Origin of the sequence: Kribbella polygonati (genome assembly GCF_050320105.1) — a bacterium.
Taxonomy (GTDB): domain Bacteria; phylum Actinomycetota; class Actinomycetes; order Propionibacteriales; family Kribbellaceae; genus Kribbella.
Genome location: NZ_CP190129.1, coordinates 1,987,619 through 2,008,625, shown reverse-complemented (window position 1 = coordinate 2,008,625; position 21,007 = coordinate 1,987,619). Strand labels below are relative to the sequence as shown.

Below are 21,007 nucleotides of genomic sequence, written 5' to 3'. Positions count from 1 at the left end.
TTCTTGATCTATTTGCGACCGATTCGCAACTAGAACTTGAGAGCTTCGCCGATCGCCCGGTGGAACGTCGGGTACGCGTAAATCATCTGTCGCAGACTGTTCACCGGGACGGCGGCATGCACGGCCACCGCCAGCGCGCTCAGCACCTCGCCGCCGGTCGGGCCCGCGCTCGTCGCACCGACCAGCACGCCGCGGTCCGCGTCGGCGACGACCTTGATGAAGCCCTCGTTGCCGGCCTTGTGGATCCAGCCGCGGGTCGAGGCCGGGATCGGCGTGGAGCCGGTACGGACGTTCAGCCCCGCGTCGCGGGCCTGCTTCTCGGTCAGCCCGACCGCGCCGATCTCCGGGTCGGTGAACGTCACGCGCGGCATCGCGTGGTAGCTCGCGGTCGGCGCGTCCGGCTCCCGGAGGATGTCGCGGACCGCGATGTCGGCCTGGTACATCGCGTTGTGGGTGAACGCCCCGACCCCGGTGACGTCGCCGACCGCCCACACCTGGTCGCCCGCGCGGACGTGCTCGTCGACCTCGATCCGGCGCGCGGCCGGGTCCAGCCCGAGCTTGCCGATACCGAGGTCCGCGGTCGCCACCCGGCGGCCCGTTGCCACCAGCAACTTCTCGCCGGTCGCCGTACTCCCGTCCTCCAGCGTCACGGTGAACGCGCCGCCGGCGTACCCGACCTGCTGCGCGTGCGCGCCCCGGCGGAACGTCACACCGTCGCGCTCCAGCGCCTCGCGGGCCAGTACGCCGGACTCCGGCTCCTCCATCGCCAGCACCTCAGGAGCGCCCTCGATCACCGTGACCCGGACGCCGAAGCGCGCGAACACCTGCGCGAGTTCCATCCCGATCGCGCCGCCGCCGAGGATCAGCATCGAGGCCGGCAGCGTCTCCACCTCGATCGCCTCGCGGTTCGTCCAGTACGGCGTACCGGCGAGGCCCTCGATCGGCGGGATCGACGGGACCGTGCCGGTGGCGATCACGATGCCGCGGGACGCCTCGTACTCGGTGTCGCCGGCGCGGACCGTGTTCGGCCCGGTGATCGTCGCGACGTCCTTGATCACAGTCGCGCCCTTGCCGGCCAGGCGGTCAACGGCGACCTGGTCGTTCCAGGTGTCGGTGGCCTCCTCGCGGATCCGCTTCGCGACCGGTGCCCAGTCCGGCCGCACGGTCGCCGTACCGGCGATGCCGTCGACGCGGCGGGTCTCGGCGATCAGGTTCGCGGCCCGGATCATCATCTTGCTCGGGATGCACCCGTAGTACGGGCACTCGCCGCCGACCAGGCGGGACTCGATCCCGACCACCCGCAGCCCGGCCTGCGCCAGCCGCCCGGCGGTCTCCTCCCCGCCCACACCGAGCCCGACAACGACCACGTCAACCTGTTCAGCCATGCCGCCAAATCTCTCAGACCGCCCGGTCCGGACCAAGTCCCCACCCGGCGCGTCATCGCACCGTAAGCAGGCGTTCACCACCGGCCACTAGCGTTGCGTTCCCGGAGAAGTGAGGACAGCGTTGTTCGATTTCGCCAACATCGACCTGGGCACCGTCATCGCCCTCGTCTCGCTGGTCGGTACCTCGATCGTGTGGCTGCTCGACCGGTACGTCTGGCGGCGCAAACGGCTCGTGTACCGCGTCCAGGTGGACGCGCAGATCGGCGTCCATCCGCGCCAGGGGCAGGCCCACGAGCTTGTCGACGTCGAGGTACGGCACCAGAACGAGGTGGTCCAGGACCCGAGCATCGTGCTGCTCCGGGTGGACAACACCGGTACCGACATCGACGCCGCGGACATGAAGAAGGAGCTCGGCTTCGGCTTCCCGGGCCGCAAGATCGTCCGGATGAAGGTCGTCGAGGCGCACACGGACTCGGGCACGCTGATCGAGGAGAGCCTCGATCCGCTGACCTACGTCGACGAGGACAAGCTCGTGGTGCCCAGGTTCTCGATCAACCACGGCGACCACTTCAAGTTCCTGCTCGTACTGTCCGGACGCGGCAAGGGCATCACGCACTCCGGGTACCTGACCGGCGGCGGGGCGAACGGCGGCGTCTATCACGAGCCGCGGCCGCGCGGACCGGGTCGCCGTACGCTCATCTTCGGTGCGACCACGCTGGTGCTCGTCGGTGCGCTGGTCGCGTTCTTCCTGGTCGACGTACTGCGGCCGCCGGACAACTGCGCGGCCGGGCAGGTCCGCGTGATCGGGTCGACCGCGGTCGAGCCGACGATGAGCGAACTACGCAGCGCATACGCGAGCCAGTGCTCGGGCGCGGACATCATGATCGCGGCCAACGGCAGCCGGAGCGGGGTGCTCGACCTGAAGACGCTCGGCGCGCAGGACGCGGGCGCGGCGAGCAAGGTGATCGCGATGTCCGACGGGCCGGCCGAGGACGCGCCGACGCTCAGCGGGGAGGCGATCGCGGTCGTGGTGTTCGCGGTCGTCGTGAACCGGTCGGCGGGCGTCACCAGCCTGACCACCGGCGAGCTGCGCGAGATCTACACCGGCAAGCTCACCAACTGGAACCAGGTCGGCGGGAAGAACCTGCCGATCCGGATGGTCAGCCGGGTCGGGCCGGCGTCCGGGTCGCGGCTGGTGTTCCGGGAGAAGGTGCTCGGCGGCGACCAGGAGCTCGGCATCACGTCCGACGACTGCCGGCGCGACGACGACGCCGCGGCCGCGAAGTACCACCGCTGCGAGGTCGGTACGACCGACGAGCTGCTCACCCGGGTGAACGAGATCGACGGCGCGATCGGGTACGCCGAACTCGGCAGCGCGCGGAAGTTCCCGGACCTGGCCGCGGTGACGATCGACAACGTCGTACCGGACACGACCAAGGTCGCGGACCGGTCGTACAAGTTCTGGGAGGTCGAGCACGCGTACACGTACCAGGCGCCCGAGGCGAAGTCACTGACGGCGGCGTTCCTGGACTACGTACGGTCGTCGCAGGCGCGGCCCGTGCTGGAACGCGGCGGACTGGTGCCGTGCGGGGCGCTATCGGCGGGATTCTGCGGCTAATGTGCTGATGTGTATGTGATCGCGCACCTCAGTGACCCGCACCTCGACGGCTCCGAGGCGGCACGGAACCGGCTCCGGCTCATCACGTCGTACGTGCGCGCGTCGACGGTGGACGTCGTACTCGTGACGGGTGACCTGGCGGATCACGGGTTGCCGGAGGAGTACGTCGAGGTCGCGCGGGAGCTGACCTTCGACGTACCGACGCTGGTCCTGCCCGGCAACCACGACGTCAGTACGCCGTTCCGCGCACTCGTCACCGCCCCGGGCCACGGCCATCCCGTCCACCAGGTCCGCGAGGTCGGCGCTGCCAGGTTTGTCCTCGTCGACTCCACGGTGGAGGGCCACGACCACGGCTACCTCTCGGACGACACGCTCGCCTGGCTGGACACCACGTTGACGGAACCGTTCGACGGGCCGACTTTCGTCGCCATGCACCACCCGCCGTTCGTGCTCCACCACCCCGTGATGGACCAGTGGAAGCTCGAGAACCCCGACGCCCTAGCGGACGTCCTGACCGGCAAACCGGTCACCGCGCTGCTCACCGGCCACGTCCACAACGCAATCACCACCACTTTCGCCGGCCACCCCGTCCTGGGCGCTCCTGGCATCCGGTCGACGGTCCCCCTCCCCTTCGAGCCCACCACCGGCTCCGTCACCGACCCACACGCCCACCCTGGCCTCGCCTTCCACGCCCACACCCCCGGCGAGCCGCTCCAGACCGTGTATCGCTATCCGGTCGGATGAACCTCAGGGCGCCGGCACGGTGAGCGGGTACTCGACGCCGGTCAGTCGCTCGGACAACTCCCACAGGCGGCGTTGGGCGTCTGCGTCGTGGGACGCCGGGATCGACTCGACCTGGACGGGATGTCCGGTCCACTCGTTGCGGCCGTCAGGCCCGTAGTACTGGCCGCCCGTCACGGCAGGATCGACGGCGGCGCGAACCGACGGCAGCGCGGCGGTCGCGGGGTCCTGCAACAGCCAGGAGGTGAAGAGCCGCCACCGGGGATCGGTCGCGACCCGGATCAGCGGTTGGTCGCTGCCGAACGCCGTCCGTGCGTTGCCGGGATGCGCCGCCACGGCGATCGTCGACGTGCCCGCTGCGGCGAGCCGCCGCTGGAGCTCGTACGTGAAGAGCAGGTTCGCCAGCTTGGACTGGAAGTACACGTGGTTGAACCGGTAGCCGGTGGTGAAGTGCGGGTCGTCGAAGTTCATCCGGCCGCGCTTGTGACCGACGCTGCTGACCGTCACGACCCGCGATCCCGGGGCGTCGAGCAGCCGGTCGAGGATCAGGCCGGTGAACGCGAACGCCCCGAGATGGTTCGTCGCCAGCGTCCGTTCGAACCCGTCCTCGGTGACCGAGCGGTGCCGGAACATCGCCCCGGCGTTGTTGATCAGCAGATCCACGCGCGAACGGTCCTGCCGCAGGCGATCCGCGGCTCGCCGAACCGAGGCCTGGGACGCCAGGTCCAGTTCCAGCGTCCGCACCGCCGCGGCGGGGGTTTCGGCGAGGATCCGCTCCCTCGTGCGGTCGGCCTTCCGCAGGTCACGGCACGCCAGCACGACCTCGGCGTGGTGCCGCGCGAACACCCGTGCCGTCTCGTACCCCACGCCCGAACTGGCTCCGGTGACGACGACCGTCCGGCCGCTCTGATCTGGCACCGCCTGCTCGGTCCAACGACTTGTCATGGCCCTTCCCTCCGCCGCACCGCCATCTGGGTGATAATCGGGATCATCGTCCCGGTTCGACTAAACGGGATGGCCATCCCGTTTGTCAAGGAGAGGTGCCCGATGCGTGCGGACGCGCAGCGCAACCGTCAGCAGGTACTGCGGGCCGCGACCGAGGCGTTCGCGGCCGAAGGGCTGTCCGTGCCGGTCCACGAGATTGCCCGGCGCGCGGGTGTCGGCACCGGCACGGTCAGCCGGCACTTCCCCACCAAGGAGTCGCTGTACGCCGCCGTTCTGCTCGACCGGATGGGGCAGCTCAGCGCCCACGCGGACAGCCTGGCCGCCGAGCACGATCCCGGCACCGCGTTCTTCGGTCTCCTGACCCGCCTGCTGGAGGAGGCCGCCGTACACAAAGGTCTGGCCGAGGCCCTGACCGGCAGCGGGTTCGACATCGAGAGCGCCGCGTCGTCCGCCGACGTGAACGTCTCCGACCGGCTGCGCACGCTGTTGTCCGGCGCGCAGCAGGCCGGCGCGGTCGACCCCACCGTCACGTTCGCGGGTCTGAAGGCGCTGATGGCCGGCTGCCTGACGTACGACGGTCCGGACCCGGATCAGCTCGCCGACGTGGTCTGTCGCGGCCTCCGCCCCGTCGAGTTCGGAGTACGGCCGGTCGGCCGCGTCGAGTCGCCGTTGCGGGAGCGGGCGGACGCGCCACGCCAGGGCGACGAAGGGGCGCCCGACGCGTGGGTGGTGTTCGACGCGTCCGTACGCGACGCCCTGGCGGACGTCCAAGCCGGCGACGAACTGATCCTGATCAGCTGGTTCGACCGCGCCGATCGCACGCTGCAGAAGGTCCATCCGCGCGGCGACCAGTCACGCCCACCAACCGGCGTCTTCAGCACCCGCTCACCGGACCGACCGAACCCACTCGGCCTCCACCGAGTCACCGTCCTCGCAGCCGACGGCCTCCGCCTCCACGTCAACAACCTCGAAGCCCTCGACAACACCCCCATCATCGACGTCAAGCCGGTCCTGGGCGACCTGTCCGAGCGCTAGTGGAGCACGCGGTAGTCGGCGAGGAGGTGGCCGACGGTGGTCTTTGTGGCGTGGATTGTCTCGAGGTTGATGGGGCCCAGGGCGTCGAGGAGTTTTTGGCCGGTGCCGACGAGGGTGGGGGCGATGACCAGGTGGAGTTCGTCGACGAGGCCTGCCGTGAGGAGGGTTCGGGTGACGGAGATGCTGCCGTGGATGCCGATGTCGCCGCCTGGCTGGGACTTGAGGGTGCGGACGAAGTCGGTGAGGTCGCCGGTGATCGCGTGGGAGTTGGGCCAGGCGTCGTCGAGCGGGCGTGACGTGGCGATGTACTTCGGGGCCGCGTTCACGAAGGAGGCGAAGGGCTCCACGTCGCTGGTCGGCCAGTAGGAGGCCCACTCGTCGTACGTGCGGCGGCCAAGGAGGACGGTGTCCTGCGTGGTGATCAGCTGCTCGCCGGCAGCGTCGGTCTCGTCGTCCCAGCCGGTGAGGAACTCGTTCGGCTTGTCGGCGACGCCGTCGAGGGACAGGAAGTACGCCGCGACGACCTTGCGTTCGTTTGTCATACCCCAGCGTCGTACGGGCCGGTGCCAGATCGACACCGGCCCGCCGGAATTCCGATCAGAAGTTGATCATGTGCCCTTCGAGGCCGTGGAAGGCCTCCTGCAGGGCCTCGCTCAGCGTCGGGTGGGCGTGCACGTTGCGGGCCAGTTCCTTGGTGGTCAGGTCCCACTTCTGCGCCAGCGTCAGCTCTGGCAGCAGTTCGGTGACCTCCGGGCCGATCAGGTGCGCGCCCAGCAGCTCGCCGTACTGCGCCGAGCTGATCACCTTCACGAAGCCGGTCGGGTCGCCGAGGCCGTGCGCCTTGCCGTTCGCGGTGAACGGGAACTTCGCGACCTTGACCTCATGGCCCAGCTTGCGGGCCTCCTCCTCGGTGTACCCGAAGCTGGCGATCTGCGGCTGGCAGAACGTCGCCCGCGGGATCATCGCGTAGTCGAGCTCCATCGTCTCGTGCCCGGCGATCGTCTCGGCGGCGATCACGCCCATCGCCTCGGCCGCGTGCGCGAGCATCAGCTTCGCGGTCACGTCGCCGATCGCGAAGATGTTCGGCACGTTCGTCCGGCAGAAGCCGTCGACGTTGATCGCGCCCCGCTCGGTCAACGCAACGCCGATCTTGTCCAGCCCGTACCCGTCGACGCGCGGCTGGAAGCCGATCGCCTGCAGGACCTTGTCCGCCTCGATCGTCTTCTGTACGCCGTCCTTGCCAGTCACCGTGACCTTCACCGAGGCGCCGGAGTCGTCGATCGAGTCCACCCGGGTCGAGGTCAGCACGTCGACCCCGAGCTTCTTGTACGCCTTCGCGAGCTCCTTGGAGACCTCCGGGTCCTCCAGCGGCACCATCCGGTCCAGGAACTCGACGATCGTCACCTTGACGCCGTAGTTCGCCAGTACGTACGCGAACTCGACGCCGATCGCACCGGCGCCGGCGATCACGATCGAGCCGGGCAGTTCCTCGGTGAGGATCTGCTCCTCGTACGTCACGACACGGTCGCTCAGCTGGGTGCCCGGCAGCAGCTTGGTGGTCGCGCCGGTCGCCACGATGCAGGAGCCGAACGTGACGGTCTCCGAGGAGCCGTCGTTCAGCGTCACGTCGAGCGTGTTCGCGTCGGTGAACGAGCCCCAGCCGTCGAACTCGGTGATGTTGTTCTTCTTCATCAGGAAGTGGACGCCCTTGACCCGGCCGTCGGCGACCTTCCGGCTGCGCTGCACCGCGGTCGGGAAGTCGAAGCTCACCTCACCGGAGATGCCGAAGGTCTTCGCCTCCGTCCGGAAGATGTGCGACAGCTCGGCGTTCCGCAGCAGCGCCTTGGAGGGGATGCAGCCCACGTTCAGGCACACACCGCCCCAGTACTTCTTCTCGATGATGGCGGTCTTGAGTCCGAGCTGGGCGGCGCGGATCGCCGCGACGTACCCACCGGGACCGGCGCCGAGGACAACAACGTCAAAGTGCGAGGCCATGGGGTGAATGCTAGCCGGGGTTCCGTAAGGACCGTACGACGCCTACGCTTGTCGCGCGCGTGAGGCGAGCAACATGGGGGACAGATGGATCTGGGGAAGCGCCGGGGGCTGCGTTTCGCGGCGATCGGCACCTTACTGGCGGCCGTGGCGCTGCCGGCGTACGCCGATGACCCCACGCCCACCACCTCCGAACCGCCGCCCGCCTCCGTGACCGACGTGAACCGCTCCCTCGAGCAGCTCCAGGCCGAGGCCGCCGCCGTCCAGGCCGACTTCGCCAAAGCCACGATCGCCTACACAAAGGCCCTCAAGGACGCCCAGGCCGCCGAGAGCGCCGCGAAGAAGGCCGAGGCCTCGGCGAGTACGTCGAAAGGCCGCTCGGACGAGGAGCGCCGCAAGCTCGGGCTGCTCACCGCGCAGGCGTACCAGATGGGCATCCCGACCGTGATGGGCACCGAGTCCATGCTCTGGTCGCTCGCGCCCGTCGCCGAGAACCTGCAGGAGATCGCCGACCGGCAGACCGCGATCGTCCAGCTCGGCAGCACCCAGGTCGCGCAGTACAACGCCGCGATGGCCGCCGAGTCGGAGACGAACCGGCTGAAGGCGGACGCGGCCACGAAGCGCACCGCCGCGAACGAGGCCGCCGCCAAGGCGCAGGAGCTGAGCAAACAGGTCCAGCAGAAGGCCGCCGACGCGTCCGCCGCGATGGCCGACCAGACGGCCGACCTGGACGTGGCCTCCGGGATCTCGCAACAGCTCCAGACGGTCCGCGACGCACAGGCCCTCGCCCGCTGGAAGACGTACCTCACCGAGCTCACCGCGGCGAAGATCACTCCCCCGGCCGCCGCGCTGCTCAAGAACCCGGCCAAGCTCCCGGCTGGTCTCGCGCCGCTCACCCGCCGCGGTGGCGCCGTCCCCGGGGTCGCGTCCGTCACGACCGCCGGCCGTACGGTGCGGGTCCTGTCCGCCGAGACGATCCGCGCGGTCGACCAGGCCTTCAGCCTTGTCGGCAAGCCGTACGGCGACGCCGCGACCGGCCCGGACAAGTACGGCTGCCTCGGCGCCGCGCGCGTCGCGTGGGAGCCGTACACCACCCTCCCGAACCTGGTCGGCAAGGTGTACCCGGACTACCAGGCCGTCCCGACCCCGCAGATCCAGCCCGGCGACCTGCTCGTGATGGGCAGCAAGTCCCTCGGCCTCGTGCACATCGGCGTCGCGCTCGACAACGGCGAGATGATCGCCGCCGACGAGTCCAAGGGCGCGGTCGTCGTCACCGGCGTCCCCGACAACCTGTACGCCGCCCTCCGCCCGACGCTCGGCGCCCCGACGAAGCCCCAGGTCGCGCCCGTCGCCACGAGCGACGCGTACGCCTTCCGCTGCGGCAACACAGCCACGTCGTACGACGTCGGCTCCGGGTCCTGGACCTGGCCGCTGCCGGACGGGACGTACGAGATCGGCACCCCGTTCGGCCAGTCGGGCTCGGAGTGGTCGAGCGGATCGCACACCGGCCAGGACTTCCCGGCCGCGATCGGTACGCCGGTCCGCGCCGTCACGTCCGGCGTCGTCCGGGTCGAGCACCCGGCCTGGGCCGGCAACCTGGTCCGGATCGACCACGGCAACGGCCTCGAGACCCTGTACGCGCACCTGAGCCGGGTCGACGTCACCGACGGCCAGCAGGTGACGGCCGGGCAGCAGATCGGCGCCGTCGGCGACAAGGGCAACACGACCGGCCCGCACCTGCACTTCGAGGTCCGGCTCGGCGGCGACCCGGTGAACCCGATGCCGTTCCTGGCGACCGGCTCCGCGAGCACCGGCTGGGGCGGTTACAGCAACGGCATGATCCCGGCCGGCAAGCTCTGCGCGATCGCCTCCGGCCACATGCTCCGCTGCGACGCGGCCACGGCGTATCTGAAGCTCGCCGCGGCCTACCGCGCACAGTTCGGCAAGACGCTGTGCATCACCGACTCGTACCGCTCCTACGCCTCCCAGGTCAGCCTGTACCAGCGCAAGCCGTCGCTGGCCGCCCTCCCCGGTACGTCGAACCACGGCTGGGGCGTCGCAGTCGACCTGTGTGGCGGGATCGACAAGTACGGCACCCCGCAGTACCTGTGGATGAAGGCGAACGCCCCGGCGTACGGCTGGGTGCACCCGGCCTGGGCCGAGCCGGGCCGCAACCGGGAAGAGCCGTGGCACTGGGAGTTCGGGCAACCATCCACGACGTAGGCTGGCCGCGTGGCCGAGCAAGAGAGTCCCGACCGCACCGACGACAACATCACGCTGGACGCTGCGGACGACCGGTGGGAGTGGCGGCGCCGGATCCGGGAGAACCCGAAGAAGCTGCTGTTCTACCGCATCGGCGTCGGCGTGCTCGGCGGGCTGCTGCTGATCGCCGCCCCGCTGACCGGCTGGCTGCCGGGACCGGGCGGGATCCCCTTGTTCATCGCGGGTCTCGCCGTACTGGCCAGCGAGTTCGAGTGGGCGCAGCGGCTGTTGTACCGGGTCAAGGACTGGGTGAAATCGCTCACCACCTGGACTGGTAAGCAGCCGGGCTGGCTGAAGGGGCTCGGCACGGCCGCCCTCACCGGCTGCGTGGTCGTCGGCGTGTGGCTCTACCTGGCCGTGCTGGGCGTGCCGGGTTGGCTGCCCGACTCGTGGGAGTCATTCCTGTACAAAGTTCCCCTCCTTGATTGAGTAGGCGGGCAGCTCGACCAGTTCGCTCATCTTCTGCGCCATCTTCAGCATCTGGTTCATGAAGAACGGCTTGTCCAGCATCCAGTTCCGGCTGGCGATCCCGAACCGGCTGGCCGGCGCCAGGAACGAGCCCGCCCGGCTGCCGTCCTGCGTCGTCGACACCGCCTTCCGCAGCAGCGCCTCGTACCGGTCGAAGGCGGTCCGGAAGTCGCCACGGGCCAGCTCCGCCGCGAGGACGTAGGCGCCGACCACCGCCGTACCGGTCCCGAGCGCGCCGAACGTCGCGCCGTACCCGGCGTCGCCGAGCAGCACGATCCGCTCGGTCGACCAGCGGTCGACCCGCACCCGGCTGATCGAGTCGAAGTACAGCTCGGTTGCCGCGGGCAACCCCTTGAGCAGTTCCGGCACGTGCCAGCCGAGCCCTTCGAACTGCTCGCGGATGATCGCCTTCTGCTGGTCGAGGTCACGCCGGTTGTACTGCAGGACCGGCGACTTGAACAGGAACAGCGTTCCCGCCAGGGCGGGGTCGCGCCGGTCCACGCCGACGCTCGCGAGCTTGCCCGGCACGTTGTACATCAGCGAGTCGCCGGAGATCCCGAGCGTGTTCGGCACCTCCCAGCCGGCGACGTAGTAGTCCAGGTGCTTCTCCAGCACCTGCTCCCGCGGCCACACCAGCCGCCGGACGACCGAGTGCATCCCGTCCGCACCGATGACCAGGTCGTACGTCTCCTCGATCCCGCTCTCGAACCGTACGTCGACCCCGTCGGCGTGCTCGTCCAGCGCCGCGATCGAGTCCCCGAAGCGGTACGTCGCGTTCGCGCGGCTGTGCTCGTACAGCACCCGCGACAGGTCGGCCCGCAGTACCTCCAGCTCGCCTCCCGCGAACTCCGCCGGCAGCCGTAGCAGCTTGCGCCCCGACTCGTCCACGAACCGCATCGCGCTGCCGCCGGTCTGCAGCGACCGTAGCTCCTCGAGCACACCCATCCGCTCCAGGACGGTGGTGAACACCTCACCGCGGAAGTCCACGGCGTACCCGCCCTTCCGCAGCGCTGGCGCGATCTCGACCACCGTCACGTCGTGCCCCGCCCGTCCGAGCCAGAGCGCCACCGACGGGCCCGCAACGCTCGCACCCGATACCAGAACCTTCATGATCGTCTCCCTCAGCAGTAACTGTGTCTGCCGGACACAGTAATGTGTATGGTAGACACAGTTCAAGTCCATCGCGGAGGAAAATCTGATGACCGAGCTGCTCTGGGGCAAGGAACCGGTCCGCACCCGCGGTCCGAAACCGGCGATCACGCTGGCGCAGATCGCCGCCGCCGGGATCGCGATCGCGGACGCCGAAGGCCTCGACGCGGTCTCCATGCAGCGGGTCGCGGACGACCTGCCGGTGACCAAGATGGCGCTGTACCGGCACGTCCCCGGCAAGACCGAGCTGGTCGCGGTGATGAGCGACCTGGCGATGGGCGGTCCGCCGGAGCTCCCCGACGGACCGTGGCGCCCGATGCTGCACGCTTGGGCGTCCGAGCTGTACGACGGGTTCATGCGGCACCCGTGGTTGCTCCAGTCGACCATCGGACGCCGGCCGCTCGGGCCGAACGAGCTGTCCTGGATGGAACGTGGCCTCGCCGGACTCAGCGGCTCCGGGCTCACCGGCGGCGAGCAGCTGGACTCGGTGCTGGTGATCACCAGTCACGTCCGGAACATCGCGCAGCAGTCCTCGACCTTCCCCGGTCACACCACCGGCCTCACCGAGGAGGACATGACCCGGTCGCTGGCCGAGATCCTCAGCACCGAGGCCGCCCGGTTCCCGCACCTGGTGGCCGCGATGAGTACGGCGGCCGGCAGCGAGAACCAGGGCCTCGAGTTCGGGCTACAGCGGATCCTGGACGGCCTGGATCTTCTGATCCGCAGCCGGGTAGCCGTGCCGGACCGCATTGAAACGTTGCCGGTAGACCGACGCGGGTAGCCCGTAGTGCGACTTGAATCGGCGGGCGAAGTAGTTCTGGTCAGGCCAGCCGACGGACTCGCCGATCCGGTGGATCGGCAGATCCGTCTGCAGTAACCGGTCGGCCGCCAGCTCGACCCGGTGGCGGGACAGGTACGCCATCGGCGGGACCCCGGTGACCGACTTGAACAGCCGGACCAGGTAGCCCGGCGCGAGGTGCAGCTCGCCGGCCAGGTCCGTCAGCGTCCAGTGCCGCGCCGGATCGGCCTCCATCATCCGCATCGCGTCGACGACCGCGGGATGGGTGTACTCCCGCCGTTCGTCACGGTCGGCGACGGTCCGCGCGATGCAGCTCAGGTACAGCGCGAGCCAGCCGATCACCTCGCCGCGATGCCGGCTCAGCGGCTGGTCGCGCAGGTCGCGCAGCCCGTCGAGGTGGCCGAGCGCCTCAAGCATCGCCGGTGGATCGAGGTGCGTCGACAGCATTCCGCGGCGCTCGGCGGAGAACGGTCCGGTCCACAACAGGTACCCGAGCAGCGGGTCCTCGCGCGCCCAGGCGAGTTCACGACGGACCAGGTCAGCCGAAAAGCAGCAGTTGTAGACCTCCAGCGAGTGGCAGTCGACGTACTCGTGCCACACCCCCGGGCGGAGCAGGATCGCGTCGCCGCGGCGCAGCCGGCGACGGCCGGCCAGGCTGTGGTGGACGCCCTCGCCGCCGACGACGAGCAGCAGCTCGAAGAAGCTGTGCGTGTGCAGCGGATGGCTGTCCTCGTGCACGTGCGTGCCGGCGTGCACGACTGTGCCCTCGACGAAGTGCAGCACGGTCCCTCGGGTTGTCACCGGCTCGTCGGACATGCCTCAAGATACGAGGCGAGGTGCAGATCGTGCTAGGGCGAGTGCACATCGGGCTAGTGGCGGCCGGGCGCCGGTCGCAGGATCGGTACATCCAGTGAATCGTTTCATTCCGGATGGAGCCACATGTCGCATCTCGCCGCACCCACCGCCCTCCGCTTCGAGCACCTCGCCGCTCCCGTGGTCGGGACCGGTACCCCGAGCCCGCGGATCTCCTGGCAGGTCCCGGCCGCGGACGCCGGCTACGCACAGTCGGCGTACGAGGTCGAGATCACCCGCGACACCACTCAGGTCTTCACCGTCCACTCCCCCGACCAGGTCCTGGTGCCCTGGCCGGGCGACCCGCTCGGGTCCCGGCAGTCCGCGCAGGTCCGGGTCCGGGTCCGCGGGAACGAGGACTGGAGCGAGTGGAGCGAGCCCGCGTACGTCGAGGCCGGCCTGCTCGCGCCGGACGACTGGACCGCGCGGTTCGTCAGCCCGCACGACAACCCGCACGGCTCCCCCGCCCCGCTGGTCGCCGGTACGGCGGGCCTCCCGGGCGACATCGTCAAGGCCCGGCTGTACGCGACGGCGTACGGCGTTTACCTCCCGTCACTCAACGGGGAGCGCGTCGGCAGCGAGGAACTCGCGCCCGGGTGGACGGCGTACCAGTACCGCCTGCGCTACCAGACGTACGACGTGACCGAGCTTGTCCGGCCTGGTGCGAACACGCTCGAGTTCCTGCTCGGCAACGCCTGGTACCGCGGGCGGATCGGCTTCCAGGACCAGAAGCAGCTGTACGGCGAGCGGCTCGCCGTACTCGCGCAGCTCGAGGTGACCACCGCGGACGGCCGGCTGCACACGTTCGGCAGCGACGGCACGTGGACGTCGCGGGAGAGCAACGTGCTCGCCGACGACCTGTACGACGGCCAGACCACCGATCTGCGCAAGCAGCTCGGCGAGCCCGCGCCCGTCGACGTACTCGACGCCGATCTCACGCTCCTGGTCGCCCCGGACGGCCCGCCGGTGCGGATCACCGACGTCCTGCCCGCGGTCGAGATCAGTACCTCGCCGTCCGGCAAGACGCTCGTCGACTTCGGGCAGAACCTGGTCGGCCGGGTCCGGCTGAAGGTCCGCGGCGGCGCGGCCGGCGACGAGGTCGTCCTGCGGCACGCGGAGGTCCTGGAGAACGGCGAACTCGGCGTCCGCCCGCTCCGCACCGCCAAGGCCACCGACACGTACGTCCTGGCCGGACCGGACGAGGTCACCCTCGACTCGCCGCTCACCTTCCACGGCTTCCGGTACGCCGAGGTCTCGGGCGTCGACGACCTGCGCAAGGAAGACCTCGAGGGGATCGTGATCGGCAGCGACCTGCGGCGCACCGGCTGGTTCGACTCGTCGAACGAGCTGCTGAACCAGTTCCACCAGAACGTCGTCTGGGGCATGCGCGGCAACTTCGTCGACGTACCGACCGACTGCCCGCAGCGCGACGAGCGGCTCGGCTGGACCGGCGACATCCAGGTCTTCTCCCCCAGCGCGAGCTTCCTGTTCGACACCGGCGGCTTCCTCACGAACTGGCTCGCAGACCTCGCGGCCGAGCAGCAGAAGGACGGCTCGGTCCCGTTCGTCGTACCGGACGTGCTCCGCAACGAGGGACCGGCGACCGCGGCATGGGGTGACGCGGCAACGATCGTGCCGTGGGTGCTGTACGAGCGCACCGGAGACGTCGGACTGCTCGCACGGCAGCTGCCGAGCATGCGTGCATGGGTGGACAAAGTGGCCGGCCTGGCCGGCAGCGACCTGCTCTGGTCCGGCGGCTTCCAGTTCGGCGACTGGCTCGACCCGACCGCGCCACCGGAGGACGCCGCGCGCGCCAAGGCCGACCCCGACGTACTGGCGACGGCACACCTGGCACGCTCGGCCGAGGTTGTTGCCAAGGCCGCGGAGGTCGTCGGGCAGGACGATCTGGCACGTGAGTACGCCGACCTGGCGGCGCGGGTGCGGCAGGCGTTCGCGGCCGAGTACGCCACCGAGGGCGGCCGGGTATTGAGCGACTCGGCAACGAACTACGCGCTGGCGCTGCAGTGGGCGTTGCTGCCGACCGAGAACCAGCGGCGGCGTGCCGGTGCGCGACTGGCGGACCTGGTCCGGACCTCGGGCTTCCGGATCAGTACCGGATTCGTCGGAACCCCCTTGATCGCGGACGCTCTGGCCGATTCCGGTCATCCTGACCTGGCCTACCGCCTCCTGCTACAGACAAGCTGCCCCTCTTGGCTGTACGCAGTGACGATGGGCGCGACGACGGTCTGGGAGCGGTGGGACAGCATGCTGCCCGACGGCAGCATCAACCCCGGCGAGATGACGTCGTTCAACCACTACGCGCTCGGTGCCGTCGCCGACTGGATGCACCGGCGGGTCGCGGGCCTCGCGGCGGCGGAGCCGGGCTACCGGAGCATCGACGTACGGCCGTTGTTCACCGACCAGCTCACGAAGGCCTCCGTCAAGCACCTCACGCCGTACGGCGAGGCGTCCGTCGGCTGGACCCGCGGCGACGGCCAGGTCACCGTCACGGTCACGGTCCCGGTCGGATCCCGCGCCACGGTCGACCTGCCCGGTCAGGAGGTCGTCGAGGTTGGGCACGGTACGCACGAGTGGACCGTGGACGACCCGCACGCCACGGCGCCCGAGGTGCCCGCCGACGCGACCCTTCGGCAGGTCGTCGACAACCTACCGGCCTGGAACGCGATCACGGCCGCGGCGGTCGAGAGCGGGTTCGCCGCCGACGACGCCGCACTCGCCGCCCGCCTTCTGCCGTACCTCGACCAGCCGGCCGGCGATCTCGCGACCGCTACCGGTCCCGAGGCTGTGAAGGCCGCACTCGGTGCGGTCCTGCACCACTGATCCAGCACTCCCTGACCGCCCCGCTGCGACGTACATCCCCTTTTGGAGGTCACGATGAGGTTCCGCCCAGGAGCCAGCGGTCTCGCGCTGCTGGCAGTCTGTTCACTCGCCCTCGCCGGTTGCAGCGCGGGCAGTCTCGGGTCCAGCTCCGGTTCCGGCAGCAGCGGATCGACCGAGCTCACGTACCTGATCGGCAATCAGGACCAGGACCTGAAGAACGCCCAGCAACTGGTGAAGGACTTCACCGCGAAGAACGCCGGCATCTCGATCAAGATCGAGACCCGGCCGGCCGGCACCGAGGGCGACAACATCGTCAAGACCCGGTTGTCGACCGGCGACATGCCGGAGATCTTCAACTACAACACCGGGTCGTTGTTCCAGGCCATCGCGCCGCAGAAGAACCTGGTGTCGCTGAGCGACCAGCCGTACGTCGGCACGCTGGACGACAACTTCAAGAACACCGTGACCGCCGACGGCCAGGTCTACGGGGTGCCCGTCGGCGGGTTCATGGGCGGCGCGGTGCTCTACAACATCCCGATCTACAAGAAGCTCGGGCTCACGCCGCCGAAGACCTGGGCCGAGTTCATGGCCAACAGCGCCAAGATCAAGGCTGCCGGGATCACGCCGGTGATCCAGACGTACGGCGAGACCTGGACGGCCCAGCTGTTCGTCCTCGGCGACTTCCACAACGTCGCGGCCGCGGAGCCGGACTTCGCGGACAAGTACACGAAGAACCAGGCGAAGTACGCCACGTCGCCGGCAGCGCTGAAGGGATTCGAGCACACCGAAGCCGTCCACGACGCGGGCTTCGAGAACAAGGACTTCGCCTCGGCCAAGCTGCCGGACGGGCTCAAGATGCTGGCCACCGGCCAGGGTGCGCAGTACCCGATCCTGTCCGGCGTGGTCTCGAACATGATCGCCACCTACCCCGACGCGGCCAAGAATGTCGGACTGTTCGCGTTGCCTGGTGACGACGCGAGCAAGAACGGCCTGACGGTGTGGACCCCGGGCGCCGACTACATCCCGAAGACCACGACCGGCGCCAAGCTCGACGCCGCCAAGAAGTTCCTCGCCTTCATCGCCAGCCCGGACGGCTGCAAGTCGCAGGCCGCCGCCGGCGCGCCGACCGGTCCGTACGCGGTCAAGGGCTGCGCGCTGCCGGCCGACGTACCGCAGGCGATCAAGGACATGCAGCCGTACCTCGACAAGCCGGGCGCGTCCAGCCTGGCGCTGGAGTTCGTGTCCCCGGTCAAGGGCCCGTCGCTGTCCCAGATCACGGTCGAGGTCGGCTCCGGCATCCGGAAGGCCAAGGACGGCGCCGCCCGGTACGACGAGGACGTGAAGAAGCAGGCGCAGCAACTGGGACTGGCGGGCTGGTGAGGTCGGTGGCGATCACCTCGGTGAAACCACGAGCGAACGCCAAGACCGACGCGACCACCTCGACGTCCGGGTCCAAGGTCTACCGGCCGTACTCGAACTGGTTCTATCTCCCGACCGCGGTCATCTACGGCGTCCTGTTCCTGGTCCCGACCTTCGCCTCGCTCTACTTCAGCCTGACCCGGTGGAGCCTGTTCGATTCGAAGTTCGTCGGGCTGGACAACTTCAAGCTGTTCTTCCAGGAGCCGGCGCTGGTCAAGGGCTTCACGAACACCCTGATCTACGCGGTCGTCACGTCCGGGTCCAAGGTCGTCCTCGGGCTGCTGCTCGCGGTCCTGCTGACCTCGCAGATCGTTGCCCGCGGCTACCTCCGCTCGGTGGTGTTCTTCCCGGTGCTGGTCTCCACCATCGGTGTCGGGCTCACCTTCACCGTGCTGATGAACCCTGAGCGTGGCCTGATCAACGGCGCGCTCAGCGTGGTCGGGATCAACGGTCCGGGCTGGCTGACCGATCCGAAGTGGGCGCTGCTGTCGGTGGCCGCGGTCGACGTCTGGAAGGGCGTCGGCCTGGCCACGCTGATCTACATCGCGGGGATCGTGTCGATCCCCCGTGAGTACATCGAGGCGGCCCGGGTCGACGGGGCCGGTTCCTGGGAGACGTTCCGGCGGATCGTCCTGCCGCTGTCCCGGCCGGCGACCGTCACGGTGATCATCTTGTCGCTGATCGGCGGGCTGCGGTCCTTCGACCTGATCTGGGCGATGACGCAGGGCGGGCCGGGGTTCACCTCGGACGTGATCGCGTCGGTGATCTACAAGCAGTACCAGGCCGGGTTCTACGGCCTGTCGACCGCGGGCAACGTGGTGCTGTTCGTGACCGTCACCGCGATCGTCCTCCCGCTCTCGCGATTCCTGAACCGGAAGGAGGTGGAGATGTGAGCACCGCGGAGCTCGTCAACCACCGGCCGGCCCGCAAGTGGGCCCTGAGCGCGGTCGCGATCCTGGTCTCGATCGTGGTGTTCATCATCCCGTTCGCGTTCATCGTGCTGACGGCGGTGAAGGACCGCACGCAGTCCGCCGACCTGAACTTCGCCTGGCCGCAGCAGTTCCGCTTCGTGCAGAACTTCGTCGAGGTCGTCCAGGCCCGCGACTACATGCTGGTCATCGCCTTCATCAACAGCACGATCCTCACCGTGGCGAGCGTGACCGGCATGGTGGTGCTGTCGGCGATGGCCGGATTCGTCCTGCAACGCCGCAGGAGCCGCTGGAACGGTTACATCAACTTCCTGGTCCTGGCCGGGCTGATCATCCCACCGGCCGTCGTACCGACCATCTGGGTGCTGCAGAAGCTGGGCCTGTTCAAGACGATGCCAGGCCTGATCCTGATCGAGATCGCCTTCGGCCTGTCGTTCTGCATCCTGCTGTTCCGGGCCTTCGTCTCCACCATCCCCCGCGAACTCGACGAAGCCGCCGTCATCGACGGCGCCGGCCCGCTCGGCCTGTTCTTCCGGGTCATCTTCCCGCTGCTCAGATCGGTGATCGTGACGGTCGTCGTGGTGCAGTCCGTCGCGGTCTTCAACGACTTCACCAACCCGCTGTACTTCCTCCCCGGCGACCAGAACGCAACCGTCCAGCTCACCCTCTACAACTTCAACAGCCAGTTCTCCACCCAGTACAACCTGCTGTTCATGAACATCCTCCTGATCACGATCCCCCCACTCATCATGTTCCTCTTCTTCAACCGCCAAATCGTCGCCGGCATGACCTCCGGCGCCATCAAGGGGTAGCTGGTTTCCTGACGATGAGGGCGGCCTGGCCGGCGTCCTTCTCGGCGGGCAGCGGGGTGCGGGTCAGGGTGGCCACCTCGACGAAGCCGGCGGTTGTGAGTAGGTCGGCGATGTCCGGGACGGAGTACATGTAGACCTGCAGGTCGATGTCGTGGCCGTAGGCCTTGGTCAGGGGGCGGTTGCCCTCGCCGGTCTTGAAGCCGTGGACGAGGACGCCGCCGGGGCGCAGCACCCGGAAGAGTTCGGCGAAGGCTGTCGGTAGTTCCTCGCGTGGCGTGTGGACCAGTGAGTACCACGCGAGGGCTCCCGCCAGCTCGCCGTCCTTCAGGGGCAGCTCGAACAGCGACCCGACGTCGAAGCGGAGCTCCGGGTACTCCCGCCGTGCCACCTCGATCATCCCGGGCGTCAGGTCCAGCCCGAACACGTCGAGACCCAGCCCGGCCAGGTACGCCGTGATCCGGCCGGTCCCGCACCCGAGATCGCCCACCGGGCCCTCGGGCACGACCGCGGCGAAGTAGTCGAGCGCACCGGTCTCGAACGGATCGGCCCGGTGGTAGTCCTTCAGAATCGCGTGGTAGTCGGCGGCAGCGATGGTGTATGACCCCTGGATGTCGTTCACCCGAGGAGCCTAGGCAGGCCCTCCGACAGTTTCTCGTAGTCGCTCAGCGAGTTGTACGCGTGCGCCGACAACCGGATGAACTTCCGCTCCTCGAACCCGGTGAAGGTGATCTCCGCCTTCAGCTCCCGCGACACCCGCATCTTCAGCGCGTCGCCGCCGGACAGGTCGACCGACGCCGGCAGCTCGACCAGCCGCATCGTCGCCGGCGGGTGCGCGACCTCTGCGACGCCGGTTCCGAGCGCCTTCGAGAGCACCCGAGCGCCCTCCTCGACGAGCGCGGTCAGCTGCGGCCGCCGGGCCGGCCAGTCCAGGTCGGCCAGCACCCGGAGCGACTCCGGCGCGGCGATCCACGGCACGTAGTCGTACGTCCCCTGCATGTCGAACCGCTCCGGCATCCGTTCGTCGTACTCCGACCACGACACGATCAGCGGCATCGACGCCGACCGCCAGCGCTCCGCGACGACCAGCCCGGCGGTCGCCCGCGGCGCGGCCGGCCACTTGTGGAAGTTCCCGGTCCAGAAGTCGGCGCCAGCCGCGGCAGGCGCGTCGATCAGCGCCGGGGCGTGCGCGCCGTCCACCACGATCGGTACGCCGCGCTCGTGGGCGGCCGCGACCAGCCCCTCGATCGGGAACACCTTCGCCGTACCGGAGGTGATCTGGTCGACGATCAGCACCGCGGCGTTGTCGAGCTGGTCCGCGATCAGCGCGACCACGGTCCGGTCGTCGGCCTCCAGCGGGATCGCCACGTTCACGACCTCGGCGCCGTACTGCTTCGCGAACCGCTCGGCGGCGTACCGGACCGCGCCGTACGCGTGGTCGGTGAGCACGATCCGGCTGCCGGCCGGGATCGGCAGGGTCTGGAGCGCGACGGTGACGCCGGCACTCGCGTTCGGGACCAGGGCGAACCCGCCCGGGTCGGTCTCCAGGAACGCGGCCAGCGCCAGCCGGCTCGCAGTCAGGCGGTCGGCGACGGTCCGGAACCAGACCATCGGGTTGGCGTCCATCTCGGTCCGCAGGCCGGCCATCACCTCCTGGGTCCGGCGCGGCACGGCGCCGTACGAACCATGGTTGAGGTGCAGGACGTCCGGATCGAGGGTCCACAGATCGGGGCGGGGGCTGAGTACCGTCACCGACCCAACGG

At 69.3% G+C, this 21,007-nt stretch carries 18 protein-coding genes; 10 read left to right on the top strand and 8 right to left on the bottom strand.

Annotation, left to right across the window (positions count from 1 at the left end; translation table 11 throughout):
* Positions 1-29: 29 nt before the first annotated feature.
* A complete protein-coding gene (locus ACQHIV_RS09410; RefSeq protein ID WP_427893088.1) occupies positions 30-1,385 on the bottom strand; it encodes a dihydrolipoyl dehydrogenase family protein in 1,356 nt (451 codons plus the stop codon).
* A 121-nt stretch (positions 1,386-1,506) separates the two neighbouring features.
* Here ACQHIV_RS09410 and ACQHIV_RS09405 point away from each other — a divergent pair, with 121 nt between their 5' ends.
* Positions 1,507-3,003, top strand: a complete 1,497-nt coding sequence (locus ACQHIV_RS09405) for a PstS family phosphate ABC transporter substrate-binding protein (RefSeq protein WP_427893087.1) — start codon at positions 1,507-1,509, stop codon at positions 3,001-3,003.
* A gap of 9 nt (positions 3,004-3,012) precedes the next feature.
* Positions 3,013-3,747 carry a metallophosphoesterase gene (locus tag ACQHIV_RS09400; protein ID WP_427893086.1) on the top strand — a complete coding sequence of 245 codons (735 nt, stop codon included), beginning with the start codon at positions 3,013-3,015 and terminating at the stop codon, positions 3,745-3,747.
* Positions 3,748-3,750: 3 nt separating this feature from the next.
* Here ACQHIV_RS09400 and ACQHIV_RS09395 read toward each other — a convergent pair whose 3' ends face one another.
* Positions 3,751-4,689: an oxidoreductase gene (locus tag ACQHIV_RS09395; protein ID WP_427893085.1), complete on the bottom strand. Its 939-nt coding sequence runs from the start codon at positions 4,687-4,689 to the stop codon at positions 3,751-3,753.
* Positions 4,690-4,791: 102 nt separating this feature from the next.
* Between ACQHIV_RS09395 and tsaA the strand changes: the two genes are divergently transcribed.
* On the top strand, positions 4,792-5,724 hold the full coding sequence (tsaA, locus tag ACQHIV_RS09390) for a tRNA (N6-threonylcarbamoyladenosine(37)-N6)-methyltransferase TrmO (protein WP_427893084.1): 933 nt from the start codon (positions 4,792-4,794) through the stop codon (positions 5,722-5,724).
* Here the strand turns inward: tsaA and ACQHIV_RS09385 are convergent.
* Positions 5,721-6,266 (bottom strand): dihydrofolate reductase family protein, encoded by a 546-nt coding sequence (locus tag ACQHIV_RS09385; protein ID WP_427893083.1) that lies wholly within the window; start codon positions 6,264-6,266, stop codon positions 5,721-5,723. The two genes, tsaA and ACQHIV_RS09385, sit on opposite strands and share 4 nt — an antisense overlap.
* A gap of 55 nt (positions 6,267-6,321) precedes the next feature.
* Positions 6,322-7,719: a dihydrolipoyl dehydrogenase gene (lpdA, locus tag ACQHIV_RS09380; RefSeq protein WP_427893082.1), complete on the bottom strand. Its 1,398-nt coding sequence runs from the start codon at positions 7,717-7,719 to the stop codon at positions 6,322-6,324.
* An 84-nt stretch (positions 7,720-7,803) separates the two neighbouring features.
* Between lpdA and ACQHIV_RS09375 the strand changes: the two genes are divergently transcribed.
* Together ACQHIV_RS09375 and ACQHIV_RS09370 are read left to right on the top strand one after the other, a co-directional pair.
* Positions 7,804-9,939 (top strand): peptidoglycan DD-metalloendopeptidase family protein, encoded by a 2,136-nt coding sequence (locus tag ACQHIV_RS09375; protein WP_427893081.1) that lies wholly within the window; start codon positions 7,804-7,806, stop codon positions 9,937-9,939.
* Positions 9,940-9,948: 9 nt separating this feature from the next.
* A complete protein-coding gene (locus ACQHIV_RS09370) occupies positions 9,949-10,407 on the top strand; it encodes a PGPGW domain-containing protein (RefSeq protein ID WP_427893080.1) in 459 nt (152 codons plus the stop codon).
* Here the strand turns inward: ACQHIV_RS09370 and ACQHIV_RS09365 are convergent.
* Complete coding sequence (locus tag ACQHIV_RS09365; RefSeq protein ID WP_427893079.1) at positions 10,375-11,556, bottom strand: FAD-dependent monooxygenase; 1,182 nt, start codon at positions 11,554-11,556, stop codon at positions 10,375-10,377. The genes ACQHIV_RS09370 and ACQHIV_RS09365 overlap by 33 nt on opposite strands.
* Positions 11,557-11,644: 88 nt before the next feature.
* Here ACQHIV_RS09365 and ACQHIV_RS09360 point away from each other — a divergent pair, with 88 nt between their 5' ends.
* Positions 11,645-12,376 (top strand): TetR/AcrR family transcriptional regulator, encoded by a 732-nt coding sequence (locus tag ACQHIV_RS09360; RefSeq protein WP_427893078.1) that lies wholly within the window; start codon positions 11,645-11,647, stop codon positions 12,374-12,376.
* Here the strand turns inward: ACQHIV_RS09360 and ACQHIV_RS09355 are convergent.
* Positions 12,281-13,210, bottom strand: coding sequence for an AraC family transcriptional regulator (locus ACQHIV_RS09355; RefSeq protein WP_427893077.1), 930 nt, complete (start codon positions 13,208-13,210; stop codon positions 12,281-12,283). The two genes, ACQHIV_RS09360 and ACQHIV_RS09355, sit on opposite strands and share 96 nt — an antisense overlap.
* Before the next feature lie 123 nt (positions 13,211-13,333).
* On the opposite strand from ACQHIV_RS09355, the gene ACQHIV_RS09350 reads away from it, so the two are divergent.
* From ACQHIV_RS09350 to ACQHIV_RS09335, 4 genes are read left to right on the top strand one after another with little or no spacing between them, the layout of a single operon-like run.
* Positions 13,334-16,087, top strand: a complete 2,754-nt coding sequence (locus tag ACQHIV_RS09350) for a family 78 glycoside hydrolase catalytic domain (protein WP_427893076.1) — start codon at positions 13,334-13,336, stop codon at positions 16,085-16,087.
* A 54-nt stretch (positions 16,088-16,141) separates the two neighbouring features.
* Entirely contained in the window at positions 16,142-17,467 is a 1,326-nt protein-coding gene (locus tag ACQHIV_RS09345; RefSeq protein WP_427893075.1) for an ABC transporter substrate-binding protein, read from the top strand.
* 5 nt (positions 17,468-17,472) lie between these two features.
* Positions 17,473-18,399 carry a carbohydrate ABC transporter permease gene (locus ACQHIV_RS09340; RefSeq protein ID WP_427893074.1) on the top strand — a complete coding sequence of 309 codons (927 nt, stop codon included), beginning with the start codon at positions 17,473-17,475 and terminating at the stop codon, positions 18,397-18,399.
* The gene (locus ACQHIV_RS09335) at positions 18,396-19,247 is read left to right on the top strand and encodes a carbohydrate ABC transporter permease (RefSeq protein WP_427893073.1); all 852 of its coding nucleotides are present in this window, start codon (positions 18,396-18,398) and stop codon (positions 19,245-19,247) included. The genes ACQHIV_RS09340 and ACQHIV_RS09335 overlap by 4 nt, the downstream gene beginning before the upstream one ends.
* Here ACQHIV_RS09335 and ACQHIV_RS09330 read toward each other — a convergent pair.
* Positions 19,237-19,866 (bottom strand): methyltransferase domain-containing protein, encoded by a 630-nt coding sequence (locus tag ACQHIV_RS09330; RefSeq protein WP_427893072.1) that lies wholly within the window; start codon positions 19,864-19,866, stop codon positions 19,237-19,239. The genes ACQHIV_RS09335 and ACQHIV_RS09330 overlap by 11 nt on opposite strands.
* On the bottom strand, positions 19,863-20,996 hold the full coding sequence (locus tag ACQHIV_RS09325) for an aminotransferase class V-fold PLP-dependent enzyme (protein ID WP_427893071.1): 1,134 nt from the start codon (positions 20,994-20,996) through the stop codon (positions 19,863-19,865). The genes ACQHIV_RS09330 and ACQHIV_RS09325 overlap by 4 nt, the downstream gene beginning before the upstream one ends.
* Between the last annotated feature and the right edge of the window lie 11 nt (positions 20,997-21,007).